Source organism: Pseudomonas sp. KH_021, from assembly GCF_057838865.1.
Window position 1 is genome coordinate 275,233 of sequence record NZ_JBYQOU010000002.1, and the last position, 12,504, is coordinate 287,736.

At 55.2% G+C, this 12,504-nt stretch carries 11 protein-coding genes and 2 pseudogenes; 6 read left to right on the forward strand and 7 right to left on the reverse strand.

Annotated elements, in window-relative coordinates:
* Positions 1–438 precede the first annotated feature (438 nt).
* Entirely contained in the window at positions 439–1,113 is a 675-nt protein-coding gene (locus AC3IX4_RS30115; protein WP_489261451.1) for a heavy metal response regulator transcription factor, read from the forward strand.
* Positions 1,110–2,546 carry a heavy metal sensor histidine kinase gene (locus AC3IX4_RS30120; protein ID WP_489261452.1) on the forward strand — a complete coding sequence of 479 codons (1,437 nt, stop codon included), beginning with the start codon at positions 1,110–1,112 and terminating at the stop codon, positions 2,544–2,546. The genes AC3IX4_RS30115 and AC3IX4_RS30120 overlap by 4 nt, the downstream gene beginning before the upstream one ends.
* Before the next feature lie 150 nt (positions 2,547–2,696).
* Here the strand turns inward: AC3IX4_RS30120 and AC3IX4_RS30125 are convergent, their stop codons facing one another.
* The 3 genes and pseudogenes from AC3IX4_RS30125 to AC3IX4_RS30135 form a co-directional block, all read right to left on the reverse strand.
* Positions 2,697–3,608 carry a cation diffusion facilitator family transporter gene (locus AC3IX4_RS30125; protein WP_489261453.1) on the reverse strand — a complete coding sequence of 304 codons (912 nt, stop codon included), beginning with the start codon at positions 3,606–3,608 and terminating at the stop codon, positions 2,697–2,699.
* Positions 3,592–4,008, reverse strand: a complete 417-nt coding sequence (locus AC3IX4_RS30130; RefSeq protein ID WP_489261454.1) for a DUF3703 domain-containing protein — start codon at positions 4,006–4,008, stop codon at positions 3,592–3,594. The genes AC3IX4_RS30125 and AC3IX4_RS30130 overlap by 17 nt, the downstream gene beginning before the upstream one ends.
* A 14-nt stretch (positions 4,009–4,022) precedes the next feature.
* A pseudogene (locus AC3IX4_RS30135) lies at positions 4,023–5,114 on the reverse strand (heavy metal translocating P-type ATPase); the annotation flags it as partial.
* 240 nt (positions 5,115–5,354) lie between these two features.
* On the opposite strand from AC3IX4_RS30135, the gene AC3IX4_RS30140 reads away from it, so the two are divergent.
* Positions 5,355–5,594, forward strand: coding sequence for a hypothetical protein (locus AC3IX4_RS30140; RefSeq protein ID WP_102599680.1), 240 nt, complete (start codon positions 5,355–5,357; stop codon positions 5,592–5,594).
* A 6-nt stretch (positions 5,595–5,600) separates the two neighbouring features.
* Here the strand turns inward: AC3IX4_RS30140 and AC3IX4_RS30145 are convergent, their stop codons facing one another.
* Both AC3IX4_RS30145 and AC3IX4_RS30150 read right to left on the reverse strand, forming a co-directional pair.
* Positions 5,601–5,954, reverse strand: coding sequence for a hypothetical protein (locus tag AC3IX4_RS30145; RefSeq protein WP_158245089.1), 354 nt, complete (start codon positions 5,952–5,954; stop codon positions 5,601–5,603).
* A gap of 255 nt (positions 5,955–6,209) precedes the next feature.
* Positions 6,210–6,378, reverse strand: a pseudogene (locus tag AC3IX4_RS30150) (sensor domain-containing diguanylate cyclase); the annotation flags it as partial.
* Positions 6,379–6,834: 456 nt separating this feature from the next.
* Between AC3IX4_RS30150 and AC3IX4_RS30155 the strand changes: the two are divergent.
* Positions 6,835–7,770, forward strand: a complete 936-nt coding sequence (locus tag AC3IX4_RS30155) for an alpha/beta fold hydrolase (protein ID WP_489261455.1) — start codon at positions 6,835–6,837, stop codon at positions 7,768–7,770.
* Between the two features lie 91 nt (positions 7,771–7,861).
* Positions 7,862–9,547 (forward strand): class II poly(R)-hydroxyalkanoic acid synthase, encoded by a 1,686-nt coding sequence (phaC, locus tag AC3IX4_RS30160; protein ID WP_489261456.1) that lies wholly within the window; start codon positions 7,862–7,864, stop codon positions 9,545–9,547.
* 371 nt (positions 9,548–9,918) lie between these two features.
* On the opposite strand, the gene AC3IX4_RS30165 is transcribed toward phaC, so the two are convergent.
* Positions 9,919–10,113: a DUF7740 domain-containing protein gene (locus AC3IX4_RS30165; RefSeq protein WP_042933272.1), complete on the reverse strand. Its 195-nt coding sequence runs from the start codon at positions 10,111–10,113 to the stop codon at positions 9,919–9,921.
* A gap of 541 nt (positions 10,114–10,654) precedes the next feature.
* On the opposite strand from AC3IX4_RS30165, the gene AC3IX4_RS30170 reads away from it, so the two are divergent.
* Positions 10,655–11,617, forward strand: coding sequence for an IS5 family transposase (locus AC3IX4_RS30170; protein WP_489261457.1), 963 nt, complete (start codon positions 10,655–10,657; stop codon positions 11,615–11,617).
* Positions 11,618–11,915: 298 nt separating this feature from the next.
* Here the strand turns inward: AC3IX4_RS30170 and AC3IX4_RS30175 are convergent, their stop codons facing one another.
* Positions 11,916–12,296: a DUF6957 family protein gene (locus AC3IX4_RS30175; protein WP_489261458.1), complete on the reverse strand. Its 381-nt coding sequence runs from the start codon at positions 12,294–12,296 to the stop codon at positions 11,916–11,918.
* Between the last annotated feature and the right edge of the window lie 208 nt (positions 12,297–12,504).

A 12,504-nucleotide genomic window follows, 5' to 3' on the forward strand; every position in this document is an offset into this window, starting at 1 on the left:
TAGAGTTTTCCACTTATCAGCAAGGTGACTGAAAAATTACAAATACGTTATCTGACGATCCGTATGTGTTTTTATGCACTAGGATAGGGAAATCAAAAATAAACGCATATGGCTGGCAATATGACGAAACAAATATCTGCTGAAAGGACTTGTTAAAAGTCTACAATTATGGCAGACCATCGACCCATGGATAAGCTTAGTTACATTTCATGTGACATCTCGTCGCGATAAGTTGCCTGGACGGCTAAAAAACGAGGCCTTGGCTTGACCCTATAGCAGCTACAGGCTTTAAGGTGATCATCGTTACCGAGCGGCTGGACATTGAGGCCACGAACAACTGAAGAGGTTCAAAGTCGGATCATTTCGGTCAGAAACCTAAAAAATACTAACTTTTCTGAATTAACTAATTATTTTCCCTATTAAAAATGGTGACATATCATGCGAATCCTTGTAATTGAGGACGAGCCTAAAACTGCCGAATACTTGCATCAAGGGCTGACTGAAAGTGGCTATGTTGTAGACCGTGCAGTAACTGGCGCAGATGGACTTCATCTGGCACGTCAACATGCCTATGACTTGGTACTACTTGACGTTAATCTTCCAGAACTTGATGGTTGGGGTGTCCTTGAACGTCTGCGCCAAAGCAGTAATGCCCGGGTCATGATGTTGACGGCCCGAGGGCGCCTGGCGGACAAGATCCGCGGACTGGATTTAGGCGCCGATGACTATCTGGTCAAACCGTTTGAGTTTCCTGAGCTATTGGCACGGGTACGAACCCTGATGCGGCGCAGCGATCACATTCCTGTCCCGGAGGTACTCAAGGTAGCCGATCTGGAGCTCGACCAAGCACGCCACCGTGCTTTTCGTGGTGATCAGCGCATAGATCTGACGACCAAGGAGTTTGCGCTTCTGCACCTGCTGATGCGTCAGACTGGCGAAGTACTTTCCCGCACCCAAATCATTTCATTGGTCTGGGACATGAACTTCGACTGCGACACTAACGTTGTCGAGGTCTCAATTCGTAGATTGAGAGCCAAAATCGACGACCCCTTCGATACCAAATTGATCCATACGCTACGCGGTGTTGGCTACGTACTGGAGGCGCGTAAATGAAGCCGGTCAGCCTGTCAATGCGACTAGGTTTGACGGTGAGTATTCTGGGGGCGTTGCTGGTAGTGTTTTTGGCTGTCCTGGCTTTTTTCGCGTTAACGCATGAGTTGGACAAGCTGGCGAAAAACAGCCTGGACAAGAAAATGCAGCAGGTTGAACACCACCTCTCACTATACGAGGACACGGCCGACGTAAACTCGAAACCGCACTCGTTGCTGGACCAAGTCATGGGGCATGACAATCTGAACCTGGCCATCTATGACCTGACAAACCTCAGGACGCCCTTACTGAAATTCGGGTCTGGCTTGTCGGATCTGCGGATTGAGTTGAAGGCGGCGAGTGCTACCGTCGACAAAATTTCATATTCCACCAATTCCGATGGTGAGGGTCGGAACTTTCTTACCGCGTCCAAGCTCATTCAGTTAAAGAACGGTGTCGGCGTTCCCGTATTGCTGTCGATGGATTCTGCAAACGATGAAACGCTGCTCAGTGCGTATCTTCGGTCGACGATTATTGCACTGCCGCTTTTACTGATACTTATCGGTATAAGTGCCTGGGCCGTGGTGCAGCGAGGACTTTCTCCACTGAGAGAGTTCCGGAAGGTCGCCGCCATGATCTCGGCTCAAGACCTCAGCCATCGCCTCTCTGTGGTCAAAATGCCTCAGGAGCTCAGTGAGCTGGCCCATAGCATCAATTTCATGCTGCACCGACTCGACAATGGTATTCAACAGCTGTCTCAGTTCTCCGATGACTTGGCCCACGAACTGCGATCCCCCATCTCCAATTTGATGGGCAAGGCCCAGGTGACACTGTCTAGGGAGCGATCGGCCGAAGAGTACAAAGCGGTGCTGGAGTCATTCACCGAAGAGTTGGGCCGTGTCACTCGAATTGTCTCGGATATGCTCTTCCTTGCTCAGGTCAGTCACCCCGCGGCGCTCGCCCCGCTCGAGACAATTACTTTAGAAGATGAAGCAGTGAAGGTCGTCGATCTGTTTTCACTGTCTGCGGAAGAGAAACGGATCAGCCTGAGCGTCACCGGAAACGGCAAGGCCATTGGCGACAGGTTGATGATTCAGCGAGCAATATCAAATCTGTTGTCCAACGCGATACGCCACTGCCCGGCAGGACAATCTATTTCAATTGTTATCGAAAGCCATGCCGAACAGGTCTCGCTACTGGTAGGCAACCCAGGCGCAGGGATCGAACCTCAGCATCTGGCGCACGTGTTCGACCGCTTTTATCGAGTCGACACCAGTCGCTCGCGTGCGGAAGGTGGTACCGGTCTTGGCTTGGCGATTGTTCGATCGATCATGAGCCTTCATCAGGGAACTGCGGAGGTTCAGAGCATGCCTGGCAGCATCACCGTTTTCAGGTTGAGTTTTCCAAACCTCGATGGACAGACCACCTGGCAGCAGGCAAAAAAGACTCAGGGGTAAATTTCTACATCATGCTTGCATAAACCGCAGTCAATATTCCCCTGTACTGCTGGAAATGCTCCGGTGGTTCAGGGGCATATTGTCCGCTGAGATTTCAGCACACTGCGACCCCTGCCCTGCCCTGACATGGGATGTTCGCGAGGTACCTTTCTAGTGTTGCATGCCTTCGTTTTCTTCGAGCCTGGCATGAAATTGCGAGTTCTCTAATTGAAGAGTCGTTTGGCTAATATGGAATGCCTCGCTCATCAGTCGTGTCACCTCAGCCAAAATATCCTGCTCGTTGCGGGAGGAACGTTGGACGACAAGGTGTGCACTCATGACATTTTTGCCGCTGGTCAAAGCCCAGATATGCAGATCATGGATATCTTCAACGCCTTCAACCGCCCTGATTCTCGCCTCAACTTCAGCGATATCGATACCCTCTGGAACCCCTTGCAACAGGATATTTATGCTTTCTTTGAGCAGAACCCAAGTTCTGGGGAGAACCCACAGCCCAATAGCCGCGGCAACGATCGAGTCAACCCAAGTCCATCCGGTAAAACGAATGATCAATGCCGCCCCTATTACACCTATGGAGCCCAACATGTCGCTCCAAACCTCCAGGTACGCGCCTTTGACGTTAAGGCTTTCGGCACTGGCAGACATGAGCAAGCGCATTGAAGCAAGGTTCACAAGTAGCCCTATCACAGCGACGATCAGCATGCCTGTCGATTGGATTTCTGTCGGAGTTTTAAACCGTTGATAGGCCTCGTACAGAATGTAGACCGCCACCATGAACAACAAAATCGCGTTGAAAGCAGCCGCAAGGATTTCAAATCGTGCATAGCCAAACGTCCGTTTTTTATCCACAGCGCGTTTGGCGATCTGAATAGCAACCAATGAAATAGCCAGGGCAGTGGAATCGGTCAGCATGTGAGCGGCGTCGGATAACAACGCCAAGCTGCCGGTAATGAAAGCCCCAATGACCTCCGCGATCATAAAGCTTGTCGTTAACGCCAGAGCGATCCACAATTTCTTCTCGTGTCCTGCACGTGCTTGACCGTGACTATGACCAGCGCTCATAAGTCTCTCCATGTGTGTGAGCGGATGCGAAACAACTCAGAAGTCGCCCGGGGGGGGAGCACTCTTCGCTAAGAAGAGATTCCAGTTCTTGAGAAAGAGGCATCGCCTGAAAAGCACTGACTCGGGCTCGACCAGTATTTCCTGAAGGCACCCATACTTGAGAAAATAGCAGTGCTGCGAGGAAACGTGGTATTTGTCCCAAAACCTCCCGAGGATCTTGTGCCCTGATGCCCAAGTACAACATCAAGACATGGGACTTTGCATGTAGCAAGGTGCGGCGTTGCGTAAGGATGTGGGTGCGCTCGAGCCAATGATAAGCGCGCCCGTAATCTCGGGACCGAATCGCTACACGAGCTTCGTCGAAGCCCTCAAGAATTGCACTATGCAACATCTCTTTCATGCTCAGCCCCCGGACTATTTTTTCAGCAAGCGCAGCCCATTCAGCACTACCAACAGGCTGACACCAACGTCTGCAAACACTGCCATCCACATGGTGGCCAAGCCCATCAAGGTGAACACCAGAAACACTGCCTTGATTCCGAGCGCGAACCCAATGTTTTGTTTAAGAACCGATGCGGTCTGTCGTGACAGACGAACAAAGGCCGGGATCTTTCGCAGGTCATCATCCATCAGCGCGACGTCTGCCGCTTCAATGGCTGTTCCTGTACCCGCAGCGGCCATTGCGAAACCGATCTGCGATTTGGCCAAGGCCGGTGCATCGTTGATGCCGTCACCGACCATGCCGACCACGTGGTTACGGTTCTGCAACTCACCAATGGCAGCCAGCTTGTCGGCGGGCAGCAAGTTTCCTCGCGGCTCATCAATTCCGACCCGTTGAGCAATGGCCTGCGCCGTGTGGGCGTTGTCCCCCGTGAGCATTATGGTTTTGATGCCCAGCTCGTGCAGTTCTTTGATCGCGGTCTGGCTGGAATCCCTCACTGTATCGGCCACGGCAAACAGCGCAAAGACCTGAGTGGCGCTGGTCAACGCCACCACGGTTTTGCCCTGACGCTCCAGCTGATTCAGTGAAGCCTCCAGCAGCGGCGTAGCGAGCCCCAGTTCATTGATCAGTCGATGGTTTCCAAGGTGATAGAGTTGCCCTTCAATCATGCCCTTCACCCCACGACCGGGAAGTGCCTCAAAATTATCTACTTGCTTGAGCGTTGATGCGTGCAGGGCCTCGTGCTTGGCTATTGCCTGCGAAACCGGATGATCCGAGCGCGCACCGAGACTGGCGGCAATGATTTGTGGCGCGACGTATGAAGTCTCGGAGAGCGGGAGGTAATCGGTTTGCACTGGTTTGCCGTGGGTGATCGTCCCGGTTTTATCGAGCGCGACGAAGCTCAGCTTCGCGCCAATTTCCAGGTAGACGCCACCCTTGACCAAAATCCCCTTGCGAGCCGCTGCCGCCAGACCGCTGACGATCGACACCAGCGTGGAAATGACCAGCGCACAAGGGCAGGCAACCACCAGAAGTACCAGGGCGCGATAGATCCAGTCAGTCCACACTCGTCTGGAACTGAAGGGAGTGGGGTACGGGCCCGACGGGTGCTAGGTGCGGGAAACCATTCATCGTTGAACGCCGCAAAAAGCTTCAACCTGGTACAAACTCATTTAACGCCATATGCCGCAAAGGTCAGGAACGATGCCCGCAAACCGAGCGAGTTCTCGCACTGGATTCCATGACTTGAAGGAATGCTAGGAGAGCATTGTCACCTTCCAGTTCTGCCGAAAGGAAATGCCGCTATGAACACTGTAAATTCAAAAAAAACGCAAAACTCCCCATGGCCTGAATCCATTAACCTCAGCAATCAGCTCTTCGTTGAAGCCGATCAGCTCAGCGAAGCGGCCTATGCGCTCTTGAGTAACCAACCAGTTTCGACTCAAACCCTTCATGAGTTCTCGGAGCTCAAAAGGCGTGCGGACAACAAGTACATCGAAGCCCGCCAGAACTGGCTTGACACCAAAGACAAGACCAACCGATAAACGTGTTCAGTTGGCAAAGCCGGTGAAGGAGCCTCGCTGCAGGTCACGCTCTTGAAATCGGTTTTTTTGTGTACTCCGAGGCTGTCCGATAAGCACCGCCGAGAGCAGGATCAGGCGCATAAACAAGAACGGGTCAATACAAAGGGTGCAGCAATGAATGATTCGAGGATTTCCGATCAAGCCACGGCATGTCTGAACCTGGCACTTGAACGTAACAACCAGCTGTTCAGCGAAGCACATAGCTTGAGCTGCACCGCCCTTGACCTTCTCGACCGGCCCTACATGGATGCGGAAGTTTTCATGCAGTACCAAGAGTGTAGACGGCATGCCGATCTTAAATATCATGACGCCATCGAGCACTTGCGATCGCTCATGACCGAGTATGACTCTCCTCCCTCCTCGACAGAGATCCGCTAACCACGCCGCAACCGTTAAATTCGTCTGAGTGGAAACGGAAAAATTCAGTACCAGGCCTCTGAGTCGAGCAGTTCGCCAAAGACCTTCACAACCCTGGTGCTCAGCCTTCATCTACGCTCTGATAATTTATCGGAGTAGAGAGCGACGATGGCTCAATTTGAGACTACCGGAACCCCTTGGATCGAGGCAGCATCCGCTGACGCCAAGACTGACCGTGACGGTGCCTTCAGCGCTTTCGTCGTGTTCGACTCCAGCTTGCTGAACCGCAAGCCGAATTTTCTCTGCAACCAGAAACGCCCCTAAACATAGCCCGTGCCAGGCAACACTACGCCCTGCCATAACGCGCAGCGAGGTCACCAGGTCGTTTGCCAAGAGTGCGCTCACTCAAGCGCGTCAGGGGCTGGGTGATAATCCTTTCGCTCAGCAGTTTGAACGGAGCAATCCGCCGATTGGGCGGCATGGATCGCTGACAGTCCAGCCTCACAGGCATAGCTCACGGCTCGTCGGAATAGTTCGTTTGCGCTTGCATGTGGGAGATCGCCTGCTTAACTCTGAACCTCAGGTCGATTAGTGACTACGCGGTCACAGCGAGCATCAGAGAGTCCTCGCGCTTCTGTGCTGCCTGGTTGAATCGGGGGGAATCCTCTGCTTTGGCGCACGAGTATCACTCGATTAATCTCTTTAACTATTTGAAATTAAACAAGTTATTTATTTGTCTGGTACTCAACTGTTGGGGCCGGGCGTTCTGCAATCTACTGTATGGCCCTGCGACCAGCTGCTCACGCTGTCCTCTGAGCCAGACTTGTACCAGAAGGATAACGACATGAAGCCAGAAACTGCCATCGTCGAGATTTTCAACAAGTACAAGGTTTATACCGAACGCTATCTCAACAACGCCGCTGACAAGACCATCATTCTGGTCAATGGCTCGCTGGCAACCACCGCATCCTTTGCCCAAACGGTGCGTTACCTGCAGCCGAGGTTCAATGTGGTTCTCTACGACCAGCCCTACGCCGGTCAGTCGCGACGGCACAACCTCCTCGGTCAGCCGATCCAAAAAGAAGATGAGGCGCAGATATTGCTGGAATTGATCGAGCACTTCTGCGCCGACCATGTGCTGTCCTTCTCCTGGGGCGGCGCGGCCACCCTGCTGGCACTGGCTCAGCGGCCGCGACGGATCGAGAAGGCGGTGATCAGTTCATTCGCAGCGCGGATCAATAAGCCGATGCGCGACTACCTGGAGAGCGGCCTGAGCCTTCTCCAGGCCTGCGACCGTTTCAACGTTGGCCGCTTGGTCAACAACACCATCGGCAAGCACCTGCCGTCGCTGTTCAAGCGCTTCAACTACCGCCATATCAGCAGCCTGGCCGAGCACGAATACAGGCAGATGCATTTCCACATCAATGAGGTGCTGACCCAGGATACCCACTGTTACGTCGCCTGTGCCGACGCCATCGAAGTCCCGCTGCTGTTTGTCAACGGCGAATGGGATGAGTACACCTCGGTGGAAGACGCCCGTCTTTTTGCCGGCCATGCCCGTCAGTCCCAATTCCATACAATCAAGAACGCCGGGCACTTCCTCGATATGGAGCACCAGACGGCCTGGCACGATACCCAGCAGGCCTTACTCGGCTTTCTGCTGCCGGCCTCCAGCCTGGTCAAGCCGAAGAGCACGCCGCTGCTGGGCAGCCGGCACCGCTACGCAGCCAGTGACCGTATCTTTAGTCACCGTGCGGCGCATAGCCACTTGCCCCGCTAGGGGCGTGGCTCTGGGTTGACGCTTCGCGCGGCAGTTTGGCGCGCCTTGTTTCTGTTTGGCTCTATGACGATACGACGATGGAGTGTGGTCCATGCGAAAGAAACCAGCGGCGGGCGCCTTGCCCGTACCCACGTCCTCTGTGAAGGCAGAACAAAGCGCAATCGGCGGCCTGCGTGGCCGCAATTTGTTCCCCACGCTGCGTACCCTGGCGCTGCAAGGCATCAAGCAGCCGATCCACAGCGCCCGTCATGCTCTGGCCCTCGGCGGCCAACTGGGCCGCGTGCTGCTCGGCGATACATCGCACCACCCCCCCGCCCAGGATGCGCGCTTTCAAGACCCCTCCTGGCGCCTCAACCCCTTCTACCGCCGCAGCCTGCAGGCCTATCTGGCCTGGCAGAAGCAACTGAACGCCTGGGTCGACGAGAGCAACCTGGCGGCCGACGACCAAGCCCGCGCGCGCTTCATATTGGCCCAGCTCGGCGATGCGCTGTCGCCGTCCAACAGCCCGCTCAACCCGCTGGCGGTCAAGGAGCTGTTCAACACCGGCGGCGCCAGCCTGCTCAAGGGGCTTGGTCACCTGCTCGACGACCTGCGGCACAATGGCGGCATGCCCAGCCAGGTCAGCAAACAGGCCTTCGAGGTCGGCCGGAACATCGCCACCACCCCTGGCGCCGTGGTGTTCCGCAACGAGCTGCTGGAGCTGATCCAGTACCAGCCGATGAGCGAAAAACAGTATGCCCGCCCGCTGCTGATCGTGCCGCCGCAGATCAACAAGTACTACATCTTTGACCTCAGCGTGGAGAAGAGCTTTGCTCAGTACGCGCTGAAGAACGGCTTACAGCTGTTCATCGTCAGCTGGCGCAACCCGAACGCTAGCCATCGCGAGTGGGGTCTATCGAGTTATGTACAGGCCATCGAAGAAGCCCTCGATGTGACCTGCGCCATCAGCGGCAGCAAAGAGGCCCACCTGATGGGCGCCTGCGCCGGCGGCCTGAGCATCGCCGCCCTGCAAGGCTACCTGCAAGCCAAGCGACAGCTGCGCAAAGTCGCCAGCGCCACCTATCTGGTTAGCCTGCTGGACAGTCAGATCGACAGCTCAGCCATGTTGTTTGTCAATGAGCAAACCCTGGAAGCCGCCAGGCGCCGCTCCTATCAGCAAGGCGTGCTGGATGGCCGCGACTTGGCCAAGGTCTTCGCCTGGATGCGCCCGAATGACCTGATCTGGAACTATTGGATCAATAACTACCTGCTCGGCAAGCAACCCCCGGCCTTCGACATCCTTTACTGGAACAACGACAACACTCGCCTACCGGCCGCCCTGCATGGCGATCTGCTGGACTTTTTCAAATACAACCCGCTCACGCACCCTGGCGGCTTGGAGGTGTGCGGCATGCCGATCGACCTGCAGAAAGTCACGGTCGACAGTTTCAGCATCGCCGGGATCAACGACCACATCACGCCCTGGGACGCGGTCTATCGCTCGACCCTGCTGCTCGGTGGCGAACGGCGCTTCGTGCTATCCAACAGCGGGCATATCCAGAGCATCCTCAACCCGCCAGGTAATCCCAAGGCCAGCTACCTGGAGAACGACAAGCTGCCGTCCGACCCGCGGGCCTGGTATTTCGACACGCAGAAGCACGATGGCAGCTGGTGGCCAGAGTGGTTGGGCTGGATTCAGGCGCGTTCTGGTGAGCAACGCGAAACTCAGCTGGCGCTGGGCAACCAGAACCACCCCCCGATGGAGGCCGCACCTGGCACCTACGTGCATGTGCGTTAAACCCGGACTTGAACATTGAGAAGACTGGCCGGGGATTTCCCGGCCAGTTACCGTCGTCTTCCGGTGGATAGGGGATTTACACCAGTAGTGTCCTGGATGAGCGAAGGATGCTTTTCCCCGGTAGCCCAAGGCTCCGTGGGAAACCACGCAGTTCGAGTGCAACGAGTGCGGTGCCTTCAAAGGCATCGTCCGCCACCTTTGAGCTGCACTTCTGCAGAGCTTTTTTCGTGTCTTGTGGCCACTGCTCAATCAGCGGACAAGCCGCAGCAAGCTTGATGAGAAATAGTAGTCATCGCTACTATGGCTGGCAGCAACGATCTTGGGCCTCTTCAACTGGCCCTCCCGCATCGTCACCTACCGGTCCTCAACAGTCACGTATCGAGGTTCTGCGCTAGAAAGCCCACTAGCTCGAGCGGGTTTCGGCTATTAATCACCGTGTACATGAGATCACGTTTGCCGCGCGGCAACTTCTTTACACAGATCTTCGCAGAGGCCCTGACAGCCTCATCCGTCCCATGAATGCGCGCCGCCAAGAGCAACACCAGAGTAGCGTCTGTGAGTGTCATAGTAGTACCCATGATGTTTTCCAGAATATACCGACTGATTCGAAGCCTGCTCTCACCCGCGCCTGCATAGTTAATCGACGCGCAGCAGCAGAGCGGTTTCGCCGTGCACACCAATGGACATGAATCAGCGAGAATAAGATTGGAATGAACCTTCAACGACAAAACGCTCACCAGTTTCCTGTTTCCCCGCAGACACTCAGTTGTGCTTGAAAGCCAGCCATGCGCCTGCTAAGGCGGCCAATCAGACCATGACGATGAGCACCGCAGCTACCTTGTTTAAGCGAGCAACCGGAGGTGAGAGTATATCGACCAGAAATAATGCGTACCACCCGCCAAGCACTCAATCTGACGGCACAGGGAGGAATGACATTTCATGAAGCCTCCCTGCGAATTCGGGATCAGAACCGTCATCTTGGGCGGCCTGTCTCTCGCCGAGCTGTCGGCAGTACATTAGGGAGACGCTGCAAAAATAGCCAACCGTCCCCACCCTTGGCACACTGAGTACCTTCAACCAGCCACCCTCTCCGTGAGCGTTACGCGCGTGCAGAAGACCTTCTCCGAACTCGAATACACCGGCAAGAAAAAGCAGACTCGCCGAGATCGCTTCCTGGCTGACCTTGAACAGCTGGTACCCTGGGCACCGCTGGAGGCGCAAGTGGCGCCGTTCTATAGCGACACCACAGGCAAGCGCGGACGCCCTGCGATTGGGTTGTCACGCATGCTGCGCATGTATGTCGTGCAGCAGTGTTTCGGTTTCTCCGATGAAGGTTGCGAAGATGCCGTCTACGACAGCCAGGCCATCCGTGGTTTTATGGGCATTGACCTGGGCCGCGAGTCGGCACCGGATGCCACTACCTTGCTGCGTTTTCGCCGCTTGCTGGAAACCCATCAGCTAACGCGGGTGCTGTTTGAAACGATTAACCTGCATCTGGCCAGCCAGGGTCTGCTGCTCAAGGAAGGCACTATCGTCGACGCTACCCTGATCGCCGCGCCGCCCTCGGTCAAGAACCGAGAAGGCAAGCGTGATCCTGAGATGCATCAGGCCAAGAAAGGCAATCAATGGCACTTCGGGATGAAGGCCCACATTGGTGTCGACGCCACGTCGGGGCTGGTGCACCGCGTGGTAGGGACGGCCGCCAACGTGGCGGATGTCACCCAGGTCGACCAGTTGCTGCACGGTGCCGAAACCTATGTTTCGGGTGACGCTGGATACACCGGTGCGGCCAAGCGACCGGAGCATGCTGAACGGGACGTTATCTGGTCGATTGCAGCCCGGCCAAGCAGTTACAAGCAGCACGGCGAAGGCAGTGTGCTGTACCGGGTCAAGCGCAAGATCGAATACGCCAAGGCGCAACTGCGTGCCAAGGTCGAGCACCCATTCCAGGTAATCAAGGTGCGCTTCAATCATCGCAAGGTTCGCTACCGTGGGCTGGAAAAGAATACGGCGCAGTTGTTCAGTCTGTTTGGGTTGGCCAAGCGGTATTTGCAACGGACGGCGGGATAAATCCGTCTGAAAGGCGGGGTTGACCCGCAAATCAGCAAAATGAGGGCGAAAATCGGCCCTGGAAATGCAAAACAAGGCCGGTAGGTTGAAAAAACCGGCTTGGAAATGGGGGCGGTGCGAACGGGTTAATTGTTCAGCGTCTCCTTAGATCAGATGGACGCAAACCACTTGTACGTGGCACTCACCCGCGGGGCCAGACAGCTGATTGTCTGCTCTCAAACGCCAGTGCTGAATCCAGCCTAGCGAGCTATGAGCTTACCTGAAGCATCCCTCGACAAAGCGCGTAGCAATACGCGCATCAGCGTAGGCTTAGTAAAAATTCCAGATTTGCACCCAACCGGCGACCGCCTCTCATCAAGACGTAGACAGTGTTTTGAGTTTCGAATAGGCATCCGTGAGTGAACGAAACTCCGTAGGAGCTTTTAACCCAGTCTCCTGGAAGAAAATGCCCACGACTGTCTTCAATGACACAAAGCGCATAAACGATGCTGGCCGCGTGGCCCAGCGTCGCAAGCATTTTGGCCTGCTCGTCGGAAACGGACAAATCGATCACGGTCCAGTCAGCTACCAGGCAATACGCTCTGCCCGGAAAATTCGCCTTAACAAACGCCACCGCCTCGGCATCACTCAAAACACTGCCGATCAAGCTGTTTCCTTTGCCCGCCAACAAATCGATCAAGCCTGACATTTCCATACACCGGCTCTGCCTCAGAGGAAATACACCTTCACTCTTGCAGTTAATCCGCGTCGAGTAGAGCCTATTGGCCCTAGTGTCGATCTCTATCAGCCGTGTTTTGACGCAGTGCCGATAGAGTTCGATCCCCGATTGATTGTAAGGGTCGTCCCCTGCCCTACCAGAAAATCAGACCGCTGGATGATGTTGCGCA